The sequence below is a fragment of the Ensifer sp. ENS07 genome, from assembly GCF_014852185.1.
Classification (GTDB): domain Bacteria; phylum Pseudomonadota; class Alphaproteobacteria; order Rhizobiales; family Rhizobiaceae; genus Ensifer; species Ensifer adhaerens.
This window is the reverse complement of record NZ_JACVBE010000015.1, coordinates 78,343-102,733: the sequence shown is the minus strand read 5'-3', so window position 1 is coordinate 102,733 and position 24,391 is coordinate 78,343. Positions and strand designations below refer to the sequence as shown.

The window sequence follows — 24,391 nt, the reverse complement described above, 5'->3', positions numbered from 1 at the left end:
TTCCTCCCAGCGCCTCCTTTAGGCCGTGCCGCCGATGGCGCGTCCGTCCGGCCCGAAGGCCATGAGATGGCGGGTATCGACGAAGACCTCGAGGGTCGCGTCGGGTTCGATGTCGTGAATGCCCGGCGCCAGCATCACCCAGCGCGCATTGGCAAAACCGACGTGAATGAAGCTTTCGGAGCCGGCAATTTCGGAGATCGCCGTCTTCACCGTCAGCGCATCGCCGCCGCCCTGCGGGCGGTCAAACGACAGGTGATGCGGCTGGAAGGCGACGGTGCAGGGACCTTCGCCAATGCCAGCCAGATGTGCCGGGACGGTGAGCACAGACTTGCCGTCGAGCGTGAAGGCCGAACCCGCTTTGACCAGCTCGATGCAGTTCAGCGGCGGATCGGCGAAGGTGCGGGCGGTGATCAGGTCGACCGGGCGGCGATAGACGTCGATTGTCTTGTCGAACTGGGTGATGCGGCCCTGGCTGAGGGCTGCGGTGTTGCCGCCGAGCAGCAGCGCTTCTGAAGGCTCGGTCGTCGCATAGACGAAGATGGCGCCGGAGGCGGCGAAGATCTTCGGCAGTTCCTCGCGCAGTTCCTCGCGCAGCTTGTAGTCGAGGTTGGCGAGCGGTTCGTCGAGCAGCACCAGATCGGCGTTCTTGACGATGGCGCGGGCAAGTGCCGTGCGCTGCTGCTGGCCACCCGAGAGGTTCAAGGGCGTGCGGTCGAGATAAGGCGTCAGCTTCAGCAGATCGGCCGCCTTGCGCACCTCGCGGTCGATGGTGGCGGTGTCGGCGCCGCTGATGCGCATCGGTGAGGCGATATTTTCGTAAACGGTCATCGCCGGATAGTTGATGAACTGCTGGTAGACCATGGCGACCGAACGCTTCTGCACCGGCAGGCCGGTGACGTCGGCGCCGTCGAAAAGGAGCGAACCGGAGGCGGGCTTGTCGAGACCGGCCATCAGCCGCATCAGCGACGTCTTGCCGGAAAGGGTCGGGCCGAGCAGAACGTTCAGCGACCCCCTCTCCAGCACCAGGTCGGTCGGGTAGATATGCGTCTCCCCGCCTACGACCTTGGATATCTTCTTCATTTCAAGCATTGAATTCTCCACCCAGCCTGTCGGCAGTCCGAGCGTTTTCCACCCCAGCGCGGAAACGCTCTATCTCATCGGTTTTCTGCATTTCCGGGCGCGCGCGCCCGTGTTGGAAATGCATTGAATGCGAGCGTTGTCAGGCGGCTGCGTTGGCCGCGCCTCGCATGTATTCCTCCAGCGCTGCCGCCTCGCCCGGCGTCAGCTTCAATCCCAGTTTCGTGCGCCGCCACAGCACGTCCTCGGCGTGCCGCGCCCATTCCTGCGTCATCAGCCACTTGACCTCGGCCTCGTAGAGATCGGCGCCGAAATGGTGGCCGAGACCGGCCTCGTTCGACGCCGAACCCAGAAGTGCTGCGGCGCGCGTGCCATAGAGGCGCACGAGGCGACGCGCATGCTGGGGCGCAAGGAAGGGATATTGCTTCCGCAGTCTTGCGACTTCGTCGGCATAACCCTGGGCGGGAAAATCGCCGCCCGGAAGCCTGGAGCCGGCGGTCCATTTCGAACCCTTGACGCCGATCGCCTCGCCGATCTTTTCCAGCGCGGATTCGCCGAGGCGGCGATAGGTCGTGAGCTTGCCGCCGAAGACGTTGAGCAGCGGTGCCGCACCCTTGTCACCCTCGACCCGCAGCACGTAGTCGCGCGTCGCTTCCTGCGCCTTGCTGGCGCCGTCGTCGTAAAGCGGGCGAACGGCCGAATAGGTCCAGACGATGTCGTCCTTTTCCACCGGCTCAAGGAAATACTCGCTTGCTGCCCGGCAGAGATAGTCGACCTCCGCGTCGCTGATGCGCACCTCGCCCGGATTACCGGTGTAGTCGCGGTCGGTGGTACCGATCAGCGTGAAGTCTTCTTCGTAAGGGATGGCGAACATGATGCGGCCATCCGGGTTCTGGAAGAAATAGGCGCGCGGATCGTCGAACTTCTTCTTCACGACGATGTGGCTGCCCTGAACGAGGCGGACATTGTGCACGTCGTTCTTGCCGAGCGCGCCCGAGAGAACCGCGTCGACCCAGGGGCCGGCGGCATTGATGAGCATGCGGGCCTTGAGCGTCTTGCGTTCGCCGGTTGCCTGGTTCTCGGTTTCGATGGCCCAGAGCCCACCGTCGCGACGTCCAGCGACGACGCGGGTACGGGCCATGATGACGGCGCCGCGGTCGGCAGCGTCGCGGGCATTCAAGACCACGAGGCGGGCGTCGTTGACCCAGCCGTCGGAATATTCGAAGGCCTTGTTGAACAGGCGCTTCAGCGGTTTGCCGGCGGGATCGCGGTTCATGTCCAGCGTCGCCGTTGCCGGCAGCAGCTTGCGGCCGCCGATATGGTCGTAAAGGAAGAGGCCGAGGCGGATGAGCCAGGCCGGGCGCAGGCCGCCCTTGTGATAGGGCAGCACGAAGCGCATCGGCCAGATGACGTGCGGCGCCATCGCCCACAGCACTTCGCGCTCCATCAGCGCTTCGCGCACGAGGCGGAATTCGTAATGTTCGAGGTAGCGCAGGCCGCCGTGAATGAGCTTGGTGGAGCCGGAGGACGTGCCGGAAGCGAAATCGTTCATTTCGGCCAAGGCGACCGAGTACCCACGGCCGACCGCGTCGCGCGCGATGCCGCATCCGTTGATGCCGCCGCCGATGACGAAGACGTCGTAGATTGCCTGCTCTGACACTGCTGTTTCCCCTCCACATTTCGCGATGCACAAATTGATGCATCAGCGAAAGTGAAATCAGTTAAAACGAAAACATATCGAATGTCAAACGAATGCTCCCCGAATCTTTAGGGGTGGCTAAATCTCCCGTTTCAGGCGTCGGTTTCGATCAGGCGAACGTCCTGTTCAACACAGATTTTCCTGACGTTTTCGAGCGTGCAGCGGTCGGTGATGAAGGTCTGGACCTGCGATATATGGCCGATGCGAACAGGCGCGGTTCTTTCGAATTTGGTCGAGTCGGAAACCAGAATGACATGGCGCGCATTGGCGATGATCGCCTGGGCGACTTTCACTTCGCGAAAATCGAAATCCAGCAGCGCGCCGTCATGGTCGATCGCCGAGGCGCCGATGACGGCGAAGTCGACCTTGAACTGCTTGATGAAATCGACGGCGGCCTCGCCGACGATGCCGCCGTCCGAGCCGCGCACGACGCCGCCGGTGATCACCACCTCGATCGAGGGGAAAACGCGTAAGCGATTGGCGACATTGATGTTGTTGGTGATGACCATCAGTTCCTTGTGGTCGAGCAGGGCCTCGCCCACAGCTTCGGTGGTGGTGCCGATATTGATGAACAGCGACGCGTTGTCGGGGATGAGTTCGGCGGCGGCCTTGCCGATCGCCTGTTTCTCAAGTGCCGCGATCTGGCGGCGGGCGTCGTATTTGACGTTTTCCTTGCCGCTCGGGAAGATCGCGCCGCCATGAATGCGGTTCAGGATCTTGGCGTCGCAGAGGTCGTTCAGGTCCTTTCGGATGGTTTGCGGCGTGACGGAAAAGCGCTGCGCCAGCTCCTCGACCAGTACCCGGCCCTCGCTTTTTGCCAGTTCCAGGATCTCCTCCTGCCGACCGGTCAAATACATTCCATCCTCCCCATTTTCGTTTTGTTTCATAATATGCAAAAACGAAAGCCGCGCAATTTCAGAATCGGCGTTTGCGGCGAAATTGCTTTCGCAGCGGGTCCAGGGTGTCGGCGCGCGTTGCATTCGCTACGGCGATAGGCGACCCTGCCTTAGGAGTGAAGAGGGGAAAGACATGTTTCATCCGGCCTTGTTCAAGGGCATGACCGTCGTGATCACCGGTGCCGGGCGCGGCATCGGGCTCGAGGTTGCCCGGCAGTTCCTGGATTGTGGCGCGCATGTACTCGTCCATGCCGGCCGGTCGATCGGCGACCTGCCCGATTTTCTCGAATCTGCGGCGACGGAAGGCCGGGCCTATGTGGCGACGGCGGACTTTCTCGCGCCGGATGGTGTCGAGGGGCTGGCCGACGTGGTGCGCAGCCGCTTCCAGAGCATCGATATCCTCATCAACAATGCCGGCACGATGGTCGGCCGCTTCCCGGCGGCGGAGCTGTCCGACGAGCAGTATCAGACCGTCGTCCAGCTCAACCAGACCGCGGTCGTCGAGATGACGCGGGCGATGCTGCCGCTGTTGCGCAAGGGTACGCATCCGGCGATCGTCAACACCGTCTCGATCTCTGCGGTTACCGGCGGCAGCGCCGGGTCGTCGATCTATTCGGCGACGAAGGCGTTCGTTTCCACCTATTCCAAGGCCTTGGCGCGGGAACTCGCGCCCGAGGGCATCCGGGTCAACTGCGTTTCGCCGGGGACGATCACCACCGAATTCCACGAGCGCTACTCATCGCCGGAGAAGCTGGAGGCGACCCGCAAGACCATTCCGCTTGGTCGGCTCGGGACGGCGGAAGACTGCGCGCCCGCCTATCTCTTCCTCGCCTCGCATGTGCTGTCGGGTTACATCACCGGGCAGGTGCTGGAGGTGAATGGCGGGCAGCTGATCGTTTGAGCGGTAGATGAAGTCGGCTGCCCCTCATCCGCCTACCGGCACCTTCTCCTCGCTTGCGGGGAGAAGGAAGGCTGCGGCGCCCGCTCGCGTCCCCATTCCATTCGGGGCCTGCATCATGAAGGGGCGACCTCGCGAAGCGCCACGTCCCGCAAGCGGGAGAGGGTTAGGGTGAGGGGCAGAGCCACAACAACTGAAGGCCGGACATGATCGACAAGCTGGAAATGTTCCTCGTTCTCGCCCGCGAAAGGCATTTTGGTCGCGCGGCGGAGGAGTGTGGGGTGACGCAACCGACGCTGTCGGCGGCCATCCGCCAGCTTGAGGATCAGCTCGGCGTCATGCTCGTCAGCCGCGGGTCGCGCTTTCAGGGCCTGACGCCCGAGGGCCAGCGCGTACTCGAATGGGCGCGGCGCATCGTCGGCGATACCCGCACCATGCGTGAGGAGATGCGGGCGGCGCGCAAGGGTCTTTCCGGCCATATCCGGCTGGCCGCGGTGCCGACGACACTTGCCATGGTGCCGATGATCACCGCGCCGTTCCAGGAAAAGCACCCTGATGTCACCTTTTCCGTGCTCTCGACGACATCGGTGCAGATCCTGGCGCTGCTCGAAAATCTCGAGATCGATGCGGGGCTCACCTATCTGGAGAACGAGCCGCTCGGCCGGGTGACGAGCGTTCCGCTCCAGGTCGAGCGCTATCACCTCGTCACCGCCGCCGGAACACCGCTTTCGGAGCGGGAAAGCGTGACGTGGAAAGAGGTTAGCGACGTTCGGCTTTGTCTATTGACGGCCGATATGCAGAACCGCCGCATCATCAACCAGCATTTTTCGGAGGCCGGTGCCGTCGCCAAACCGACGCTCGAATCGAACTCGATGATCGTGCTTTTTTCGCATGTGCGCACCGGCCGCTGGGCCAGCATCATGCCATTCAACGTCGCGAAATCATTCGGTTTTCACGAAGATATCCGGATGATCCCGATCGTCGATCCGGACGCCCGTCACACGGTCGGCCTGGTTGCGACGCATCGTGAGCCGTTTACGCCGCTGGTGTCGGCCTTGCTTCACGAAGCACGCATTCTCGGCGAGCGGAATCAGGCTCAATAGATTTTTTCTATCGATCGACGGAACAGCCTTATTGACCCATGCGGCCATAAGCGCGAAGCTTTTTGATCATGGCCGGAGACCGCCGAGGAACGGCCTTCGCCAGAAGTGAAATGTCGGCTGGGCCGGTCGTCCGTTTCGGGTGCTGCCGCCTCGCCCACGAGCCGGGAGGGCTCCCGTTGAACATCCATCAGCCGCGCGCCGATATCGCGGAAACCACGCTCGCCATCGTCGAGGAGCTGAAGCGGCTGGAAGGCCCCTTGCTGCCGATCCTGCACGAGCTGCAGGAAGAGTTCGGCTATGTGCCGCAGGAATGTCTTCCGGTGATTGCCCGCGAACTCAACCTCTCGCGCGCCGAAGTCTATGGGGTGATGAGCTTCTACCATGATTTCCGCGAGCACCCCGCCGGGCGCCACGTGCTGAAGCTCTGTCGCGCCGAAGCCTGTCAGTCGATGGGCGGCGACCAGCTGGCCGAGCGCGCGAAGCGGCTGCTCGGCATCGATTTTCACCAGACGACCCCGGATGGCGCGGTGACGCTGGAGCCGGTCTACTGTCTCGGGCTCTGTTCCTGCGCACCCTCCGCCATGCTGGACGGAGAAGTGCATGCCCGGGTCGATGCCGCCGATCTCGAAGCGCTCGTTCAGGAGGCGCGTCGATGACCGCAAAGATCTACATTCCGCGGGACGCCGCGGCCGTGGCGCTCGGCGCCGACAAGGTAGCCAAGGCAATGGCCGAGGCGATCGGCGCACGCGGCCTCGACGCCACGATTGTGCGCAACGGTTCGCGCGGCATGCATTGGCTGGAGCCGCTGATCGAGGTGGAAACGGCTGACGGCCGTGTTGCCTATGGCCCGGTCAAGGCACGTGACGTTTCCTCGCTGCTCGATGCCGCCCTGCTCGACGGCGGCGATCATGCACTCTGTCTCGGGAAGACCGAGGAGATCCCCTTCCTGAAGCAGCAGACGCGGCTGACCTTTGCCCGCTGCGGTATCATCGATCCGCTTTCGCTCGACGATTACCAGGCCCATGGCGGACTCGCCGGTCTGCGCAATGCCATTGCCATGGCGCCGCAGGACATTGTCGCGCAGGTGACCGAAAGCGGCCTTCGCGGCCGTGGCGGCGCAGGCTTTCCGACCGGCATCAAGTGGAAGACCGTTCTCGATGCGGCGGGTGATCGGAAGTACATCGTCTGCAACGCCGACGAGGGCGATAGCGGCACCTTTGCCGACCGGATGATCATGGAAGGCGATCCCTTCGTGCTGATCGAGGGCATGGCGATCGCCGGCATCGCGACCGGCGCGACCAAGGGCTTCATTTACACCCGCTCCGAATACCCGCATGCGATCGCGGCGATGGCTGAGGCGATCGAGATCGCCCGCAAGGCCGGCGTGCTCGGCACCTCGGTGCTCGGTTCCGGTCGGGCCTTCGATATGGAAGTGCGCGAGGGCGCAGGTGCCTATGTCTGCGGCGAGGAAACGGCGCTGCTCAATAGCCTCGAAGGCAAACGCGGCATCGTGCGGGCCAAGCCGCCGCTTCCCGCGCACAAGGGCCTCTTCGACTGTCCGACCGTGATCAACAACGTGATCTCGCTCGCCTCCGTCCCCATCATCATGGACAAGGGCGCCGCCTATTACCGCGACTTCGGCATGGGCCGGTCGCGCGGCACGATCCCGATCCAGATCGCCGGCAACGTCAAGCATGCCGGTCTCTACGAAACCGCCTTCGGCCTGGCGCTCGGCGAGATCATCGATCACATCGGCGGCGGCACGGCGAGTGGCCGGCCGGTCAAGGCCGTGCAGGTCGGCGGTCCGCTCGGCGCCTATTTTCCCCGTGCCCTGTTCGATACGCCGTTCGACTACGAAGCCTTTGCCGCGCGTGACGGTCTGATCGGCCATGCCGGCATCGTCGTCTTCGACGACACCGTCGACATGCTGCACCAGGCGCGCTTTGCGATGGAATTCTGCGCGGTAGAAAGCTGCGGCAAGTGCACGCCCTGCCGCATCGGTTCGACGCGCGGTGTCGAGGTGACCGACAGGATCGCCGCTGGCATCGAGCCGGAGAAGAACCGCGAACTGCTCGCCGATCTTTGCAACACGATGAAGTTCGGTTCGCTCTGCGCCCTTGGCGGCTTCACGCCCTATCCGGTCATGAGCGCCATGACCCATTTCCCGGATGATTTTCAGCCGGCACCGCGCGTTCAAGCGGCGGAGTGAGGAAAAGACCATGTCTCTCATTCATGAAATCGACTACGGCACTCCGGCCTCCAAGTCCGAAAAACTGGTGACGCTGACGATCGACGGACGCGAGGTCACCGTGCCCGAGGGCACTTCGATCATGCGCGCGGCGATGGATGCCGGCATAGAAGTGCCGAAGCTCTGCGCTTCCGACATGATGGATGCCTTCGGCTCCTGCCGGCTCTGTCTCGTCGAGATCAAGGGACGCGCCGGCATGCCGGCCTCCTGCACTACGCCGGTTGCAGCCGGTATCGAGGTCTCCACCCAGACGCCGCGGCTGAAGGACGTGCGCCGCGGGGTGATGGAGCTCTACATTTCCGACCACCCTCTCGACTGTCTGACCTGTGCTGCCAATGGCGATTGCGAGCTGCAGGACATGGCCGGCGCAGTCGGCCTGCGCGACGTGCGCTACGGCTATGAGGGCGAGAACCACGTCACGGCGCGCAACAATGGCGAGATCAACGCCAAGTGGATGCCGAAGGACGAGTCCAATCCCTATTTCACCTACGATCCGGCCAAATGCATCGTCTGCTCGCGCTGTGTGCGCGCCTGCGAGGAAGTGCAGGGCACCTTCGCGCTGACGATCGGCGGCCGCGGTTTCGACAGCCGCGTTTCGGCCGGGATGGCGGAAGACTTCATGTCGTCGGAATGCGTCTCCTGCGGCGCCTGCGTCCAGGCCTGCCCGACGGCGACGCTCATCGAAAAGTCGGTGATCGAGATCGGCCAGCCCGAACATTCCGAAGTGACGACCTGCGCCTATTGCGGCGTCGGCTGCTCGTTCAAGGCGGAAATGCGCGGCGAGGAACTGGTGCGTATGGTGCCGTGGAAGGATGGCCAGGCCAATCGCGGCCATTCCTGCGTCAAGGGCCGCTTCGCTTACGGCTATTCCAACCACAAGGACCGCATCCTCAACCCGATGATCCGCGAGAAGATCTCCGATCCCTGGCGCGAGGTCACCTGGGAGGAGGCTTACGCGCATGTGGCCTCCGAGTTCCGGCGGATCCAGTATCAGTACGGCCGCGATTCCGTCGGCGGCATCACCTCGTCGCGCTGCACCAATGAAGAGACCTATCTGGTGCAGAAGCTGGTGCGCGCCGGCTTCGGCAACAACAATGTCGATACCTGCGCCCGCGTCTGCCATTCGCCGACCGGCTACGGCCTCGGCCAGGCCTTCGGGACCTCGGCCGGTACGCAGAACTTCGACAGTGTCGAGTTCACCGACGTCGCCGTCATCATCGGCGCCAACCCGACCGACGGCCATCCGGTCTTCGGCTCGCGACTGAAGAAGCGGCTGCGCGAAGGCGCCAAGCTGATCGTCATCGATCCGCGCCGCACCGACATCGTGCGCTCGCCGCATGTGGAGGCCGCCTATCACCTGCCGCTCCAGCCCGGCACCAACGTCGCGATCTTGACGTCGATCGCCCATGTGATCGTCACCGAAGGCCTCGCCAACGAACAGTTCATCCGCGAGCGCTGCGACTGGTCGGAGTACGAGGATTGGGCCGCCTTCGTCGCCGAGCCCTACCATAGCCCGGAGGCGACCGAAGCCTATACCGGCGTGCCGGCCGATCTCGTGCGGGGCGCGGCCAGGCTCTATGCCACCGGCGGCAACGGCGCGATCTATTACGGTCTCGGCGTCACCGAGCACAGCCAGGGATCGACGACGGTCATGGCGATCGCCAACCTCGCCATGGTCACCGGCAATATCGGTCGGCCGGGCGTCGGCGTGAACCCGCTGCGCGGCCAGAACAACGTGCAGGGTTCCTGCGACATGGGTTCGTTCCCGCACGAGCTGCCGGGCTACCGTCACATCTCCGACGATGCCACCCGCGAGACCTTCGAGAAGCTCTGGGGCGTCGAGATCTCCAACGAGCCGGGTCTGCGCATCCCCAACATGCTCGATGCCGCGGTCGACGGCACCTTCAAGGCGCTCTACATCCAGGGCGAGGACATCCTGCAGTCCGACCCGGACACCAAGCATGTGGCAGCCGGCCTCGCCGCGATGGAATGCGTCGTCGTGCACGACCTGTTCCTGAACGAAACGGCCAACTACGCGCACGTCTTCCTGCCCGGTTCGACCTTCCTCGAAAAAGACGGCACCTTCACCAATGCCGAGCGCCGCATTAACCGCGTGCGCAAGGTGATGACGCCGAAGAACGGTTATGCCGACTGGGAGGTCACGCAGAAGCTCGCCCAGGCCATGGGCCTCAACTGGAACTACCGCCATCCGTCCGAGATCATGGACGAGATCGCCGCGACGACGCCGAGCTTCGCGCTGGTTTCCTACGATTATCTCGAAAAGATGGGCTCGGTGCAGTGGCCCTGCAACGAGGCGCATCCCGAGGGTTCGCCGATCATGCATATCGACGGTTTCGTGCGTGGCAAAGGCAAGTTCATCCGCACCGAATATGTGGCGACGGATGAACGCACGGGCCCGCGCTTCCCGCTGCTTTTGACGACCGGCCGCATCCTTAGCCAGTACAATGTCGGCGCCCAGACGCGACGCACCGACAACGTCGTCTGGCATGCGGAAGACCGGCTGGAGATCCACCCGCACGACGCCGAGCAGCGCGGCATCCGTGATGGCGACTGGATCCGGCTCGCAAGCCGCGCCGGCGAGACGACCCTGCGTTCGCTGATCACCGATCGCGTCGCGCCCGGCGTCGTCTACACCACCTTCCACCACCCGACGACGCAGGCAAACGTCATCACCACCGACTTCTCCGACTGGGCCACCAACTGCCCGGAATACAAGGTGACGGCGGTGCAGGTGATGCCGTCGAACGGCCCGTCGGACTGGCAGGTCGACTATGACGAGCAGGCCCGCCAGTCGCGCCGGATTTCCGGTAAGCTGGAGGCGGCGGAATAATGCCTTTCGCTGCGACCGATCATGGCGACGTTTAGGACATCCAAGACCGTTCCCGAGGCCGCCCGCCGCAACGGCGCGCTTCGGGACGGTGCGCGCGCCGTGCCGGAGGAGACGCCGGTCGCTTTCAGCTATGGTGGTTCGACCCATGCGGTGATGATGGCGACGCCCGGCGATCTCGAGGATTTCGCCGTCGGCTTCAGCCTGACCGAAGGCATCATTACCGATCCCGGCCAGATCGAAACGGTCGAGTTCGTCTCCGAGACGGTCGCCGGCAATCTCGGCATCGACTTGCAGATCGTGCTTCAGGACGAAGAGAACGACATGCTGCGTCAACGCCGACGGCACATGGCGGGGCCGGTCGGTTGCGGTCTTTGCGGCATCGAATCGATCGAGCAGGCGGTACGGCCGACGCCGGACGTTTCCCGTTCGAGACTGACGTTGTCGCAGGAGGACGTGGTTTCGGCCGTAGCGCTGCTCAATGGCCAGCAGCCGCTGCATTTCGAAACGCGCGCCGTGCACGGTGCCGCCTTCTATGTGCCGGGCCGAGGGCTGATCGCGGTGCGTGAGGATGTCGGCCGCCACAATGCGCTCGACAAGCTGGTCGGTGCCGCCGCACGCGCCGGCTTCAAGGGCAGCGAGGGCGCGGTGGTCGTCACCAGCCGGGTGTCCGTCGAGATGGTGCAGAAAACGGCAGTCGTCGGCAGCCCTGTGATCATCGCCATTTCGGCGCCGACGGCGCTTGCCATCCGCACGGCGGAAGCTGCGGGCATGACGCTGATTGCGCTCGTACGCGGCGACGAATTCGAGATTTTCACCCATGCCGAACGCATCAAGTCCGGAGCTGCCGTCGATGTCGCATGACAATACCAACGCCAAGCTGATCTATATGGCGAACCAGATCGCCACCTTCTTCAAGAGCCAGCCTGAGAGCGAGGCGGCGCAGGGCGTTGCCACCCATATCAACAAGTACTGGGAGCCGCGCATGCGGCGCAAATTGTTCGAGCATATCGACAATGGCGGCGAGGGGCTGACGCCGCTGGTGCTGGAGGCGGCCGCAAAGATCAAACGTCCGGAAGCGGCCTAGCCTGCTTTCCTTACCTGCCAGCGCTTTCTGCGCGCTCATCGAGAGCGCGTTTTCCTAAGCGGGCACTCTCCTGAAAAGATTTAAGGGAAGGCGGCTACCGGTCGCCGCCTTCCCCATTCCCGAGCGCGGGGTGCAGGGATGTGCGCTCAGAAATTCTGCCAGCCATCCGCGGCCGGTGCCGCGGCCAGGCTTGTTCGTTGTCCGCCGCGCATGGCGCGGGCGGTGGCCTGTAGGCGTGATGGCTGCGCGCGATCTTCGAGGTGGCGGTTCGCGTCGACGACCTGGGCCTGCTCGCCGTAGCGGAACTGCCGGAGCAGTTCGTGCAGGGCTTCGGCCTCGCGGGCCATGGCGTGGCTTGCGGCCGTGCTTTCCTCGACCATCGCGGCGTTCTGCTGGGTCGCCTGGTCCATCGAGTTGACCGCCTGGTTGATCTCCTTGAGGCCGGTCGACTGTTCCCGTGCCGCTTCCACGATCGCCGAGACGTTGGCGTTGATCTCCTGGACCTGGACGAGGATTTCCTCAAGCGCCGCCCCGGTCTGGCCGACCAGCGACACGCCGTTCTTGACGTGTTCGGTCGAGGTGCCGATCAGCGACTTGATGTCCTTGGCGGCACTGGCGGAGCGTTGGGCCAGTTCACGCACTTCCTGGGCGACGACGGCGAAGCCCTTGCCGGCTTCACCGGCGCGCGCCGCCTCGACGCCGGCGTTCAGCGCCAAAAGGTTCGTCTGGAAGGCGATGTCGTCGATCACGCCGATGATGTTGGAGATTTCGCGTGACGACTGTTCGATCTGGTCCATGGCGCCGATCGCGCTCTTGACCACATTGCCGGAGCGTTCGGCACCGGCCTTGGTCTTGGCGACCAGGCCTCCGGCCTCCTCGGCGCGGCGGCTGGAGTCGGAGACGGTCGTGGTGATCTCGTCGAGCGCTGCGGCGGTCTCTTCCACGGAAGCGGCCTGTTGCTCGGTGCGCTTCGACAGGTCGTCGGCGGCGGCCCGGATCTCGCGGGCGCCGGAGGCGATCGCGCTGGCATTGTCGCCGACGGTTCGCATCGCCCCGCGCAGCTTTGCGGTGGCATCGTTGAAGTCGATCCGCACCGCTTCCATGCTTGGTACGAAGGGCGTGTCGAGGTTGCGCGTCAGATCGCCTTCGGCGAGCGCCCGCAGGCCCGCGCCGAGGCTGTTGATGGCGCTCATGCGCTCGCTGACATCGGTCGCGAACTTGACGACCTTGTAGACCTTGCCGCTGAAGTCGCGGATCGGGTTATAGGCCGCCTGGATCCAGATCTCCTTGCCGCCCTTGCCGTAGCGCACGAACTCGTTGGAAAAGAACTCGCCGGCGGCGAGCCGCTTCCAGAAGTCGGCATATTCGGCGGTGCGAGCATAGTTGGGCTCGCAGAACATGCTGTGGTGCTTGCCCTGGATTTCCTGGAGGCTGTAGCCGAGCGCGGCGCAGAAGTTTTCGTTGGCGGTCAGGATCTCGCCCGATGGCGTGAACTCGATCACGGCCTGGGAGCGGGAGATCGCGTCGAGCTTGCCGGCATCTTCCGTGGCCCTTGCCTTGGCGGCAGTGATGTCGCTTGCGAACTTGACCACCTTGTAGGGTTTGCCGCCCCGAAGCACCGGGTTGTAGGTCGCCTGGATCCAGATTTCGCGGCCGCCCTTGGCGACACGCTTGTAGGCATTGGCGTCGAATTCGCCGCGGCCGAGCCGGGCCCAGAAGTCGCGGTATTCCTGCGTCTGGGCGTAGTCGGCGGGGCAGAACATGCGGTGGTGCTGCCCGACGATTTCGCTGAGGTTGTAACCGAGTGCCTGGCAGAAATTCTCATTGGCGGTCAGGATCTTGCCGGTCAGGTCGAACTGGATGATAGCCTGCGACTTCGATAGCGCGGCGATGATCTGGTTCGCGTCTGCAATTTTTCCGAGAGCGAACATTGTAACCCTCTTCTCGTTTGTTGGCTCAAGCCGGGGGCTTCGTGCCTTCTTTGACAGGGTTTGCGGAGCCGAAGCGGCGCAAACTCCCGGACTAAGACAAATGCCGGCCTGCCGAAACATGTCTGGTCGTCCCGCGCTGGCCCACCGGGTCAGCGATTTAGTGCTTCGTGAGGGGAGTTCGAACTGGCGGGCTTCATGCCCAGGCGCCGTGTTTATGCAATCTAGGTTAGTGATAGGATTATTAAGCAGGTGTTAAAATAGCAACTATCAAATTTCAGTTGTAAGAACTCGTAGATCCCAATTTTAGTTGAATTAGTTTCCCCTGTTTTTCTAAAGTATTGCCCTCCGGCTGAGCAAATAACCAACAAAAAAGCCGCCCGACGAGACGTCGGACGGCCTTGAATATCGCTGAGCTGTTGCTTTAGGCGGCCAGTTCCTCGACCTCGCGTTCCTTGAACATGCGGGCAAGGTTCAGGAAGCAGATCATGCCGGTTTCGTTGGCGATGATGCCTTCGGCGAAGCTCTTGTCGAAGGAGGCCGTCACTTCCGGCACCGGCTGCACCTGGCTGCCCTGGACCGTGAGGATATCCGACACGCGGTCGACGACGAGGCCGATGACCATGTTGTGCACTTCGGCGACGACGATGGCGCTGCGCTCGTTGGCGGTGGTCGATTTCATGCCGAGCTTGTGGGCGAGGTCGATGATCGGGATCACCGTGCCGCGCAGGTTCATGACGCCGATCACTTCCGGCGGCGAATGCGGGATAGGCGTCGAGGGCGCCCAGCCGCGGATTTCACGGATCGTCGTCGTCTTGACGCAGAATTCCTGATCGTGGAGGCGGAACGCAATGATTTCCAGCGTCTCGCCGTCGAACCCGGCCGTCCTGAGTGTGCTTGTCATCGAAGGTCCTTCCAGCTTTCCGGTCGACGCCTCTGGGCGCGACACCGCCAAACTCCAGATCTCTCCGCATGGCTGACGGCGCATCAGGCGCGGTCAATGATCCGTAAAGGAGAGATCCTTCCAGTCCGCCGATCACATCCGGCAGGGCGCAGCTGCATCATGCGCGGAGGAACCGCTTTGCGCTTTGGGAAAGGACTATAGGCCGGGATTCGTTAAGACTTGCTTTTGCAAGTGCTTACGAAGATCTCGCCCCGGGCGGGACCCCGGGGCGGAAGCGATTTGCGATCAAGCGGAGGCGAGAACCTTGGCAAATTGTTCGACCGCCCAATCCACCTGCTCGGCGGTGATGACGAGCGGCGGCGCGATGCGGATCGTGTCGCCGTGGGTGTCCTTGGCAAGGATGCCGAGCTGCTTCAGCGCTTCGCAATACTTGCGCGCGCCGCCGGCTTCCGGCACCAGTTCCACCGCCAGCATCAGGCCGCGACCGCGCACGTCCTTGATGATGTTGGAACGGATGTCGGTGAGGCCCTTCTGGAAGCGCTCGCCCATCTTTGCCGAGTTCTCGATCATGCCTTCCTCGGTCAGCGCCTTCAGCGCCGCGCGGGCAATGGCGCAGGCAAGCGGGTTGCCGCCGAAGGTCGAGCCGTGCTGGCCGGGCTTCAAGACGCCGAGCACTTCGGAATTCGAAAGCACCGCCGAGACCGGATAAAAGCCGCCGGACAGAGCCTTGCCGATCAGCGTCACGTCGGCTTCGATCGCCTCATGCTCTTCGGCAAGCAGCTTGCCGGTGCGGCCAAGCCCGGTCTGGATCTCGTCGAGGATCAGCGTGATGCCGTGCTTGGTGCAGAGCTCGCGCACCGTCGTGAAGTAGCCGACCGGCGGGACGATGACGCCGGCTTCGCCCTGGATCGGCTCGACCAGGAAGGCGACGGTGTTTTCGTTGATCGCCGCACGGAAGGCGTCGATGTCACCGAAGGGTACGACCTTGAAGCCCGGCGCAAACGGGCCAAAGCCGGTGCGGGCGTCCGGATCGGTCGAGAAACCGACGATACCCATGGTGCGGCCGTGGAAGTTGTTGGAGCAGACGATGATCTCGGCCTTGTTCTCGGCCACGCCCTTGACCTCGTAGCCCCACTTGCGCACGGCCTTGACGGCGGTCTCGACGGCTTCGGCGCCGGAGTTCATCGGCAGCACCTTGTGCGAGCCGGTCAGCGCAGCGATCTCTTCGTAGAAATGCGCCAGCTGATCGTTGCGGAAGGCGCGGGAGGTCAGCGTCAGCTTCTGCGCCTGCTCCATCATCGCCTTCAGGATCTTCGGGTGGCAATGGCCCTGGTTCACGGCAGAATAGGCCGAGAGACAGTCGAGGTAGCGGTTGCCTTCCATATCCCAGACATAGACACCTTCGCCGCGCGAAAGCACCACGTCGAGCGGCTTGTAGTTATGGGCGCCGAGCCGGTATTCGGTTTCGATCAGGGCAGCCGTCGTGTTCATATATCGTCCTCCGGTGTTTCTTTGTCTGAGCGGGAAGAGGAAAAGTGTGCGCGGTTTTCCGCCCGCATCCCGCTTAGACTTATGAGAGCCGTTCACGCTTATGATCTTGGATCCAGTCGACCCAAGATCTCCGTGATCTAGGCGCTGCGGGTCGGCCGGTCGAGAACACGGCGGCCGAAGAGGCTCGCCGTCAGTTCGACCAGGATGCGCGCGCTCTTGCCGCGATCGTCGAGGAAGGGGTTGAGCTCGACGACGTCGAGCGAGGAAACGAGCCCGCTTTCCCAGAGCACTTCCATGATCAGGTGCGCCTCGCGGAAGGTGGCGCCGCCCGGAACGGTGGTGCCGACGCCCGGCGCCAGTTCCGGATCCATGAAATCGACATCGAGGCTGACATGCAGCAGGCCATTGGCGGCGCGGACCTCTTCGAGGATCTGGCGCATGATGTGAGCCATGCCGAGTTCGTCGACGGCGCGCATGTCGAAGACGCGCACGCCATGTTCTGTGATCTCTTCGCGCTCGCGGTCGTCGACCGAGCGGATACCGACCTGGAAGACCTTCTTCGGATCGACGAGCGGACGGTCCGACGGCAGGATCGGGGCGAATTCGGCCTGGCCGCAGAAGAAGGCGACCGGCATGCCGTGCATGTTGCCGGAGGGCGAGGTCGACGGCGAGTTGAAGTCGGCATGGGCGTCGAGCCAGAGCACGAACAGCGGCCGGCCGACGTCTGCGGCATAGCGCGCCATGCCGGAGACGCTGCCCATCGAAAGCGCATGGTCGCCACCCAGAATGATCGGGAAATGGCCCTTGCGCACGGTGTCGTGCACGGAATCATGCAGGGCGCGGGCGAAGGCTGCGACGATCTGCAGGTTGTTGGCGCCGGGATGGTTGGCGAGATCGCGCGCCGGCAGCGGCTTGACGTCGCCTTCGTCGTGAACCGTATGGCCGAGATCGCGCAGCACCGTATCGATGCCGGCGATGCGCAGAGCCGTCGGGCCCATGGCCGCGCCGCGTCGTCCAGAACCTTCCTCGATGGGTGCGCCGATCAGCGTGATGGTCGTCATGTCCGCCCGATTCCTTTTCAAGATAATTCCCATGTGATCCCGTCCGGGATGTGTGGATTATGGCCAAAATGGGCGTCAGCAAAAAGATGGAAAACTGCCGATTAGTGAGCTAGTTTCGACAGATTGCTAAGTCCGATTTTACAAAGTGGCAGACTATGGATGATCTCGACCAGGCGCTGATAAGCGCTCTGCGCCAGAATGCGCGCATTCCCGTTTCGACGCTATCGGAAATGACGGGCGTGTCGCGGGCGACGGTGGCGGCCCGTATCGACAGGCTGGTCGCCAATGGTACGATCGCTGCCTTCACCATCCGCACCGGTGCCGAAATCCCGACCTCCGGGGTGCGCGCCGTGGTCATGATCGAGGTGCACGGCAAGATGGCCGATCGTGTCGCCGAGCAATTGCGCGGACTGCCGCAGGTGCGGGCGCTGCACAGCACCAATGGCCGCTGGGACTTCATCGCCGAGCTTCAGGACCGCGATCTCGTCTCTTTCGACGAAACGCTGCGGCGCATCCGCCTGATCGACGGCATCACCGTTACGGAGACGAATATCCTGTTGAAAACCAGCAAGATGACCGGCGCGTTCTGAGCATTTCTGGCCGCCCGAAGCGGTGAGGAAAATGCCTCTCAGAGTCGAATTGTTCTTGATTTGTTCTCGTATTTCGCTATGATGGCCGCCTCACCCAAGATGGAGGATGTCATGGTTGCCAATGGCGGCAGGCTTGCCGATCGGCAGATCTGTGTGAAGCTGTTCGTCAGGCATGGCGACGAGGATCGCGCCATCGCCTTCTATCGCGAAGCACTCGGCGCCGAACTGCTGCAAAGGCATGAATGGCCGAGCGGCATTCTGACGAGTGCGGATCTGAGGATCGGGGAATCGGTGTTCCGTATTGCCGGGGCCAATCCGCGCCGCGATGCGGAACCCAAGCTTGGCGGGCCGCGCTCGCCGCATGCGCTCGGCACCACGGCGGTGATCCTGGAGCTGCATGTGCGCGACGTCGATCGCGTCATCGGCCGAGCGATCGGCGCAGGCGCAAGCCTTCGCAATGCGGCCGAAACCTTGTCGACGGGCGATCGCGTCGGCGCCTTCATCGACCCCTTCGGCCACATCTGGGCGTTGTTCAACGCTATGGAAGATGCCGACGTCGTCGATCTGAGCATCGAGGGCCGCAACGCCGCCTGAGACGTTGCGGGCCTTTCGCTACCCGGGCATGTGCTCTGGGTGGATTTTATGCCTGCTGCCTGACGATCAGAAGAACTCGTCGAGCAGGCAGTAGAAGTCACGTTTCTCCGAATCGTCCTTGTCGAGGCCATAGCGGGTCAGAAACGGCTGAACCCACTCCTCGCCGAGATTGTGGACGATGCTGCGGCAGGCAAGAGCGATGTCCTGGTAGGGGTCGGCGACGCCCAGCCGGCTGCAATCGATGAAGCCGGAAAACCGGCCGTTCTTCTCGATGATGTTCGGCAGGCAGGCGTCGCCATGGGTGACGACGAGTTCACCGGGTTGGGGCACGTGCGCCTGCAGTTCGGCAAAGAGATCCGCCGCCGTTCGGCCGAGCCGCGTCTCGTCAAAGTCGCTTTCATCGATCACGCCTGCCTGGGTGCGCGCCTTCGCGATGGCGATGCGCTCTTCGATCCGGTGATCGAAGGGGCAGTTGGCGATATCCAGCGCATGCAGTTGCTTCAGCGCGTCCGCGAGGATGACGATCTGGTCCTTGGGCGAGAGCGTCGTGGAGGCGAGGTCCGTCCCTTGCACTGCTTGCAGCAGCAGCCAGTTCGTCTCCGCGCCGAAGGCACGAGCGATCACCCGCGGGCAGGGCAAGTCCTTTGATGCCAGCCAATCAAGCCGCGCCGCCTCGTCGACGAACTCGCTGAACGGGCCGGCTTCCTCGAGCTTCAGCACCAGCATGGGTCGATCGGGCGCCTTCAGAAGAAAGATGCTCGAGTCGGATTGCCCGAGCAGATCACGGTTCCACTGATAGCCAGCGACAAGAGGGCGGAATGGTTCGGGCAGTTCGGGACGCGGAAAAGAAGAGGGCAAGGCAATCACCTGAAAAAAGGAATGAAACAACGGGGCGCGCGGTCGCGCCTGGATGCCGATGTAGGTTTGGCAAAGTGGCATTTCCACGGAGCGGTCCCGCAAGTTTTGACGGCGCGTGCCGGTAAATCGCCTTTCACGGTGCGTCTTCGCCAAATCTCCATCAAAGCTTCGCAAAGCCCGCTCGGCTCGACCGCAAAGTCACCTTTTTAGAAGTGTTTCGAAGAGGTGCTCATGGGCGTGAACCACAATGAACTGCTGTCGGCGGCCGAATGCGCCGACCGTCTTGGCCTTACCATCCGCGCTCTCAAGGTCTATGAGGACCGCGGCCTGATCACGCCGCGGCGGACGGAGAAGAAGTGGCGGCTCTATGGTGCGGTCGAAATCGCGCGGCTGACCGAAATCATGGCTTTGAGGCGGCTTGGCCTTAGCCTCACCCGGATTACCGAAATGCTCGCCGGTACTGCGCCGGCCCTCGGACAAACGCTAGCCGTCCAGCAATCGGCGTTCTTGGACCTGCGCGACCGTGTCGAACACAGCCTGTCCTTGATCGATGCGGCGCTCCAGAAGATCGAGCGCGGCGATGCCCTGTCGATCGACGAACTCCTCATGCTCGCCCGAAAAACCGAGATGACCGGCCTGTCGCCTGACGCCGTCGCATGGAACCGCTACGAGCTGACGCGCCCACGCCGCGAGGTCTCCTTCGTCCCCGAGAATGGCTGGGCCTGAAACAGGCGCAAGAAGGGCAGCGCGCTCCGCGCCGATGACATGCGACCGATCACGGCTTCAGGCGCCGCCGGTGCCTCCAAAGGACCATAGTGAGTTTGCTGTCGAGCGGGCAACACAGGGGCTCTGGAGCCGGTGGATCGCGATCGTCCCACCGGCTTCCTTGTGATGCGGGCGGGACAGGCGTGTTTACGCCCGCCGCCGCTCAATATTCCTTTTCGAAGAAGACGCCGCCCGAGGCCGAACCGTCGCCGGCGGCCGAGCCCTTGAGCTTCACGCCCTTGCCGACATCGAGATTGATGACCGCCTTGCTGGAGGCGGAATCGGAGCCCTGCTGCAGCTCGATATAGGTGCGGTCGTTGAGATACTTGCCGGCGCGCACGGAGGCGCCGCCATTCTCGTCGGTGGTGACGTCGAGATCGTCGACGCCGAGCTTGTTGCGCAGGCCGTCGAGCAGCGAGGTCGATCCGCCACCGGCAAGCTGGCTGACGGCCGAGGCGAGCTGGGCGATCTGGAAGGCCGAGAGGTTTGACAGCGATCGGTTGAAGATGAGCTGCGCCAGGATTTCGTCCTGCGGCAGCGCCGGGGAGGAAGAGAAGGCGATCTGCGGATTGTTGGCGAGGCCCGCGACCGCGACGGTGATGGTGGTCGCGCCGACGCTGGAGGTCGCCTTGAGGTCGAGCGTCGGGATCAGGTCACCGCCAAAGCCGATATTGCCGTCGGTGAAGGTCAGGCGCTTGCCGAGGATTTCGAGCCGTCCGCGGCGCATCTCAAAGCCGCCGGAAACAATTGGCTGCACGGCGGTGCCACGGATCGTCAGGTCGCCGCCAAGCTCCGCGTCGATGCCGCGGCCGCGCACGAAGATCTGGTGGGCGTTGACGCCGAGATCGAAGGCAATCACGCCGCTGGCATTGGCGCCTGCGGCCGGCACTTCGTCCTTGCGCAGGTCCTTGACCATCTTCCGCACCTTGGGCGGCGCATTCTTGTGCTTGATGTCGATGGCCGAAAGCGACGTCGGCAACTTCTCCGGAATGGTGATCGATGCCTTGCGGATCGTCACCTTGCCGCCGAGCGTCGGGGTCGCGACCAGGGGACCGGTCAAGGTCATCTCGCCGGCAACGTTGGCGTTGAACAGGGTGCCATCGACGTAGGTCGCGTTGTTCAGCTTGATCGTCAGGTTGGCCGGGAAGCCGGAACCGGGTACGGTGCCGACGGTACCGCTGGCTTCGACCGAGCCGCCGGTCGCGAGATTGGCCGAGAGCCTGGAGATCGTCGCCTGCTTGCCATCGAGCGCGACATTGGCGGTCAGGTCGTTGAGCGCCAGGTTGCGACGCACGTCGACGAGGCGCCCGCCTGACGTGGTGATCGTGCCGGCGATCTGCGGCGCCTTGGCGGAACCGGAGATTGCCACATCGACATTTGCCTGGCCCGTCAGCGTGAAGCCTTTCTCCGCCATCAGGTTGGCGATGAGGGCGAAGGGGACGTTGCCACTGAACTTCATCGCGATCGGCATGTTGCCGCCGATGTCGACATTGCCGCCGCCCTTGAAGGAAAGTCCGCCGGCGCCCGAAAGCGTCGTATCGAGCGTCACTTTGTTGTTGGCAAACTTGCCGTCCGCCGTCACATCGAAGGCCGCAACGCCCGCGGTGCGGGCTGCCGCGAGCGAGGCGCCCGACCATTTGAGGTCGTAGGCGACGACCGGGGCAGACGCTGCGCCCTCGACATCGACGGTGCCGGCGATCGTGCCCTCGGCGCCGAGGTCCGGTGCGAAGGCGTTGACCAGTGCTGCGGGCAGGGCGTTGAGCTTCGCAGTGATGTCGAGCTTTTCGCCAGCCGTGCCGTTGACTGCGATCGTGCCTTTCGATGCCTGGATCGTCAGCGCGTTGAGACGGACGGTGCCGTTTTCGATGGCGATCACCGTCGGCTGCGCCAGTTTCAGGGCAATGCCCTTCGGCGTTGCGCCAAAGGATGCGAGGCGGATTTCCGTGCGGCCCTTGGCGCCCGCGAGGTCGCCCTTCACCGTCAGCGGTCCGCCGTCATATTTGCCGTCGATGGCAAAACCGGTGCGGCCGGCCTGTTGCTCGAAATCGACGGCAAGTCCGGAAACACGGTTTTCGCCCTGCGCCACCGTTTCGGCGCGGATGCTGCCCTTGATCGCCAGGGCCGCGAGGTCGGCGATGGTGATGTCGGCGGTCGGCCTGGAGATCGTCAGTGCGTCACGTTTGATGCCGCTGCCGCCGGCCTTGACGACGACGGAGGTGATGCCGTTTTGAGTCTTGATGGCCGCCGAGCCGTTGAGGTCGCCGGATGCTTTCTGCCCGGCCATGGCGGCCAAGAGGCCGATATCGGGCAGGTCGAAGCTGACCGTGCCGTCCGGCTTGAAATCGGGGGTGAAGCTGATCGCCCCGGTCAGCTTGTTCTCGCCGATCCTGGCTTCGAGCACCGGGATTGCGGTCTGGCCATCCTTCGAGACGACGTCGGCCTTGACGTCGATGGCCTGGCCGTCGAGTGCACCGGTCGCCGTCAGGCTTGCCTGCGGGCTCGAAGGGTTGGCCTTGGCGTCGGCCTTGACGTTGAGGTCGCTGAGCGTGCGTCCGGCCAGTGTCGCGCCGCTCGACGTCAACTCGGCCTTGATGCCGAGTTCCGAAAGCGGGCCGGTCACGGCGGCGGTAAAGTCGGCCTGGCCCTTGGCATCGGCAAGCAGCTTGCCGAGATCAGGCAGGGTACCCCTAAGGTCGGCCGTCAGGTTGCTCTGCGCGAGCGCAACGGTGCCGGCGGCCTCGATCGTGCCCGACTTGAGCTCGAGGCCCTCCACGGTGACGCCGCCGTCGGTTGCCGTCTTCACTTCGCCCGAGAGTGCGATCGTGCCATCGAATTTCGCGGCGGCCGCCGGCGGCAACGCGTCCGGAACGGCGAAGAGCTTGAAGGCCGCGGAAACCGTGTTCTCGTCGCGATAAAAGGCGCCGGTGAGCGAACCGCCGATACCGGGGCTTTCGATCGTCACCGGGTTGAAGGCGATGTTTTCCTTCGTCACGGAGAGGATTGCGTCCACCTTCAGCGGCACCTGGACCAGGCGGGCGAGGTTGGGGTCGTTGAAGCCGGCTTCGCCCACCTCGATTGCCGCCTTCACCGGACCGGATTGCGCCTGGAGATTGAAGCCGTCGCTGCGTGCCGAAAGCTTGACTGCGCCAAGCGCCACGTCGGGCACCGCCAGGGAGGTGACGTCTGCGGTGAGATCGAGGATCGCGGCTTGCGCGTCGCCGATCAGCGAGAAATCGACGGCATTGATCTTGGCCTGCGCTTCACCCTTCTGCAGCGGCCAGCGGAAGTCGACAGGGCCGTTGGTGCCGGCAAGCCTGGCCTTGAGGTTGTTCTCGCCCTTGCTGTCGTAAGTACCGAAAGCGGCAAAGGAGAGCGCGCCCGTCGTCACATGAGCCTTGTCGACCTGAACCAGCCCCTGGTCGTTGAACGCGGCGGCGATGTCGAGACTGGTGTCACCCTCGAACATCGGGCGCAGCGCCGGCGGCATCAGCGAGCCGAAACCGCCGCCGCCGTTAACGGTCAGCCGGTGCATTCCGTCGGGCGTCTGGACGTGGCGACCGTCGAGCTTGAGAATTTCGCTGCCGTCGAGTGCGGCCGTGGCGCTGCCGGCCCAGTCGGAAAGCGGGCCTTCGCCGGTCAGCTTGATGTTGACTGCGGGCTCGTTGGGCAGGCGAAGCAGCTTTGCCAGCACGCCGTTGTTGGGCTCGTCCACGGTCGCCTCGAGCTTCAGTTCGTTGCCCGCCGGATTGAAGACGATATCGGCGACCGCGCGCGCCTCCGGCCGGTCGCGCTGGGCGGCCGCAAGCTGAAGGGCGATGCTCTCGTTGGTCGCGTTCACCTTGCCGCTGGCGGTCAGGAACTGGTCCTCGCCGGCGATCGCCTTGCCGATGATGACCTCCTTGAGATCGATCGCGTCGATCTTGACGTCCACGGGAAGCGCAAAGGTCGAGCGGACTTCCTTGGTCTCGGAGGAGGGGATCGGCAGGCGCTCGACGCGCACCGAGCCGGCCGAGAGTGCTGCGGCTTCGAAGCGGAAGGAGAGAAGGGCGGCGGGCGACCAGGTGAGATCGAGGTCGCGCACTTCGGCATAGACGCCCTCGCCATCGAACAGCGTGATGCTTCCGGCCGTGAACTTGCCGGTCAACAGCGCGCTCGGATCGGCGATCCGCACGATCTGGTCGGGGGTTGCCGCATACTTCTCGATTGCCCAGGCGACGAGCCTTGCGCCGGGTGTGGTAAAGCCCACGAAGGCGACGAGAAGAAGGGCAACGACCGCAATCACGCCAAGCACACGAAGGCCATAGCGCAGCGTCGCGCGAAGGAAGCGGACGACCTGATTCATGA

Annotated in this window: 19 protein-coding genes; 10 read left to right on the top strand and 9 right to left on the bottom strand. The window is 63.7% G+C overall.

Annotated elements, in window-relative coordinates; genetic code table 11:
• Positions 1-18 precede the first annotated feature (18 nt).
• From IB277_RS31370 to IB277_RS31360, 3 genes are all read right to left on the bottom strand, one after another.
• Entirely contained in the window at positions 19-1,089 is a 1,071-nt protein-coding gene (locus tag IB277_RS31370; protein WP_090295360.1) for an ABC transporter ATP-binding protein, read from the bottom strand.
• Positions 1,090-1,219: 130 nt separating this feature from the next.
• On the bottom strand, positions 1,220-2,737 hold the full coding sequence (gene glpD, locus IB277_RS31365) for a glycerol-3-phosphate dehydrogenase (protein ID WP_090295363.1): 1,518 nt from the start codon (positions 2,735-2,737) through the stop codon (positions 1,220-1,222).
• Between the two features lie 131 nt (positions 2,738-2,868).
• The gene (locus IB277_RS31360; protein ID WP_043619091.1) at positions 2,869-3,633 is read right to left on the bottom strand and encodes a DeoR/GlpR family DNA-binding transcription regulator; all 765 of its coding nucleotides are present in this window, start codon (positions 3,631-3,633) and stop codon (positions 2,869-2,871) included.
• A gap of 172 nt (positions 3,634-3,805) precedes the next feature.
• Between IB277_RS31360 and IB277_RS31355 the strand changes: the two genes are divergently transcribed.
• The 7 genes from IB277_RS31355 (at position 3,806) to IB277_RS31325 (ending at position 11,856) form a co-directional block, all read left to right on the top strand.
• Positions 3,806-4,573, top strand: coding sequence for an SDR family NAD(P)-dependent oxidoreductase (locus IB277_RS31355; RefSeq protein ID WP_090295366.1), 768 nt, complete (start codon positions 3,806-3,808; stop codon positions 4,571-4,573).
• Positions 4,574-4,776: 203 nt separating this feature from the next.
• Positions 4,777-5,673 (top strand): LysR family transcriptional regulator, encoded by an 897-nt coding sequence (locus tag IB277_RS31350; RefSeq protein WP_060521374.1) that lies wholly within the window; start codon positions 4,777-4,779, stop codon positions 5,671-5,673.
• A gap of 176 nt (positions 5,674-5,849) precedes the next feature.
• On the top strand, positions 5,850-6,329 hold the full coding sequence (locus tag IB277_RS31345) for a formate dehydrogenase subunit gamma (protein ID WP_060586415.1): 480 nt from the start codon (positions 5,850-5,852) through the stop codon (positions 6,327-6,329).
• The gene (locus IB277_RS31340; RefSeq protein ID WP_060521372.1) at positions 6,326-7,882 is read left to right on the top strand and encodes an NADH-quinone oxidoreductase subunit NuoF; all 1,557 of its coding nucleotides are present in this window, start codon (positions 6,326-6,328) and stop codon (positions 7,880-7,882) included. Before IB277_RS31345 ends, IB277_RS31340 begins: the two co-directional genes overlap by 4 nt.
• Before the next feature lie 10 nt (positions 7,883-7,892).
• Entirely contained in the window at positions 7,893-10,772 is a 2,880-nt protein-coding gene (gene fdhF, locus IB277_RS31335) for a formate dehydrogenase subunit alpha (RefSeq protein ID WP_034802427.1), read from the top strand.
• 21 nt (positions 10,773-10,793) lie between these two features.
• Positions 10,794-11,633 carry a formate dehydrogenase accessory sulfurtransferase FdhD gene (gene fdhD / locus IB277_RS31330; RefSeq protein WP_110818910.1) on the top strand — a complete coding sequence of 280 codons (840 nt, stop codon included), beginning with the start codon at positions 10,794-10,796 and terminating at the stop codon, positions 11,631-11,633.
• Positions 11,623-11,856: a formate dehydrogenase subunit delta gene (locus IB277_RS31325; RefSeq protein WP_034802422.1), complete on the top strand. Its 234-nt coding sequence runs from the start codon at positions 11,623-11,625 to the stop codon at positions 11,854-11,856. Before fdhD ends, IB277_RS31325 begins: the two co-directional genes overlap by 11 nt.
• A 146-nt stretch (positions 11,857-12,002) precedes the next feature.
• Here IB277_RS31325 and IB277_RS31320 read toward each other — a convergent pair whose 3' ends face one another.
• The 4 genes from IB277_RS31320 to rocF form a co-directional block, all read right to left on the bottom strand.
• Positions 12,003-13,787, bottom strand: coding sequence for a PAS domain-containing methyl-accepting chemotaxis protein (locus tag IB277_RS31320; protein ID WP_060521371.1), 1,785 nt, complete (start codon positions 13,785-13,787; stop codon positions 12,003-12,005).
• Positions 13,788-14,208: 421 nt separating this feature from the next.
• Positions 14,209-14,688 carry a chemotaxis protein CheW gene (locus IB277_RS31315; protein ID WP_034803080.1) on the bottom strand — a complete coding sequence of 160 codons (480 nt, stop codon included), beginning with the start codon at positions 14,686-14,688 and terminating at the stop codon, positions 14,209-14,211.
• Between the two features lie 285 nt (positions 14,689-14,973).
• Positions 14,974-16,179: an ornithine--oxo-acid transaminase gene (gene rocD, locus IB277_RS31310; protein ID WP_060582859.1), complete on the bottom strand. Its 1,206-nt coding sequence runs from the start codon at positions 16,177-16,179 to the stop codon at positions 14,974-14,976.
• Positions 16,180-16,316: 137 nt separating this feature from the next.
• Positions 16,317-17,240 carry an arginase gene (gene rocF, locus IB277_RS31305; RefSeq protein WP_060582860.1) on the bottom strand — a complete coding sequence of 308 codons (924 nt, stop codon included), beginning with the start codon at positions 17,238-17,240 and terminating at the stop codon, positions 16,317-16,319.
• 155 nt (positions 17,241-17,395) lie between these two features.
• Here rocF and IB277_RS31300 point away from each other — a divergent pair, with 155 nt between their 5' ends.
• Positions 17,396-17,830 carry an Lrp/AsnC family transcriptional regulator gene (locus IB277_RS31300; protein ID WP_034802411.1) on the top strand — a complete coding sequence of 145 codons (435 nt, stop codon included), beginning with the start codon at positions 17,396-17,398 and terminating at the stop codon, positions 17,828-17,830.
• A 111-nt stretch (positions 17,831-17,941) separates the two neighbouring features.
• The gene (locus IB277_RS31295; protein WP_192372582.1) at positions 17,942-18,424 is read left to right on the top strand and encodes a VOC family protein; all 483 of its coding nucleotides are present in this window, start codon (positions 17,942-17,944) and stop codon (positions 18,422-18,424) included.
• A 66-nt stretch (positions 18,425-18,490) separates the two neighbouring features.
• Here IB277_RS31295 and IB277_RS31290 read toward each other — a convergent pair whose 3' ends face one another.
• On the bottom strand, positions 18,491-19,282 hold the full coding sequence (locus tag IB277_RS31290; protein WP_244546729.1) for an APH(3') family aminoglycoside O-phosphotransferase: 792 nt from the start codon (positions 19,280-19,282) through the stop codon (positions 18,491-18,493).
• A 231-nt stretch (positions 19,283-19,513) separates the two neighbouring features.
• On the opposite strand from IB277_RS31290, the gene IB277_RS31285 reads away from it, so the two are divergent.
• A complete protein-coding gene (locus IB277_RS31285; RefSeq protein WP_051659627.1) occupies positions 19,514-20,008 on the top strand; it encodes a MerR family transcriptional regulator in 495 nt (164 codons plus the stop codon).
• Positions 20,009-20,210: 202 nt separating this feature from the next.
• Here the strand turns inward: IB277_RS31285 and IB277_RS31280 are convergent, their stop codons facing one another.
• Positions 20,211-24,389, bottom strand: coding sequence for a translocation/assembly module TamB domain-containing protein (locus IB277_RS31280; RefSeq protein WP_090295379.1), 4,179 nt, complete (start codon positions 24,387-24,389; stop codon positions 20,211-20,213).
• Between the last annotated feature and the right edge of the window lie 2 nt (positions 24,390-24,391).

What these genes read in the sequence shown, in the direction of transcription:
- IB277_RS31280 (WP_090295379.1), bottom strand. Translation starts at nt 24,389, where the DNA reads ATGAATCAGGTCGTCCGCTTCCTTCGCGCGACGCTGCGCTATGGCCTT.
- rocF (WP_060582860.1), bottom strand. Translation starts at nt 17,240, where the DNA reads ATGACGACCATCACGCTGATCGGCGCACCCATCGAGGAAGGTTCTGGA.
- IB277_RS31285 (WP_051659627.1), top strand. Translation starts at nt 19,514, where the DNA reads ATGGGCGTGAACCACAATGAACTGCTGTCGGCGGCCGAATGCGCCGAC.
- IB277_RS31360 (WP_043619091.1), bottom strand. Translation starts at nt 3,633, where the DNA reads ATGTATTTGACCGGTCGGCAGGAGGAGATCCTGGAACTGGCAAAAAGC.
- IB277_RS31315 (WP_034803080.1), bottom strand. Translation starts at nt 14,688, where the DNA reads ATGACAAGCACACTCAGGACGGCCGGGTTCGACGGCGAGACGCTGGAA.
- IB277_RS31320 (WP_060521371.1), bottom strand. Translation starts at nt 13,787, where the DNA reads ATGTTCGCTCTCGGAAAAATTGCAGACGCGAACCAGATCATCGCCGCG.
- IB277_RS31355 (WP_090295366.1), top strand. Translation starts at nt 3,806, where the DNA reads ATGTTTCATCCGGCCTTGTTCAAGGGCATGACCGTCGTGATCACCGGT.
- IB277_RS31295 (WP_192372582.1), top strand. Translation starts at nt 17,942, where the DNA reads ATGGTTGCCAATGGCGGCAGGCTTGCCGATCGGCAGATCTGTGTGAAG.
- fdhD (WP_110818910.1), top strand. Translation starts at nt 10,794, where the DNA reads ATGGCGACGTTTAGGACATCCAAGACCGTTCCCGAGGCCGCCCGCCGC.
- fdhF (WP_034802427.1), top strand. Translation starts at nt 7,893, where the DNA reads ATGTCTCTCATTCATGAAATCGACTACGGCACTCCGGCCTCCAAGTCC.
- IB277_RS31370 (WP_090295360.1), bottom strand. Translation starts at nt 1,089, where the DNA reads ATGCTTGAAATGAAGAAGATATCCAAGGTCGTAGGCGGGGAGACGCAT.
- rocD (WP_060582859.1), bottom strand. Translation starts at nt 16,179, where the DNA reads ATGAACACGACGGCTGCCCTGATCGAAACCGAATACCGGCTCGGCGCC.
- IB277_RS31300 (WP_034802411.1), top strand. Translation starts at nt 17,396, where the DNA reads ATGGATGATCTCGACCAGGCGCTGATAAGCGCTCTGCGCCAGAATGCG.
- IB277_RS31340 (WP_060521372.1), top strand. Translation starts at nt 6,326, where the DNA reads ATGACCGCAAAGATCTACATTCCGCGGGACGCCGCGGCCGTGGCGCTC.
- IB277_RS31325 (WP_034802422.1), top strand. Translation starts at nt 11,623, where the DNA reads ATGTCGCATGACAATACCAACGCCAAGCTGATCTATATGGCGAACCAG.
- IB277_RS31350 (WP_060521374.1), top strand. Translation starts at nt 4,777, where the DNA reads ATGATCGACAAGCTGGAAATGTTCCTCGTTCTCGCCCGCGAAAGGCAT.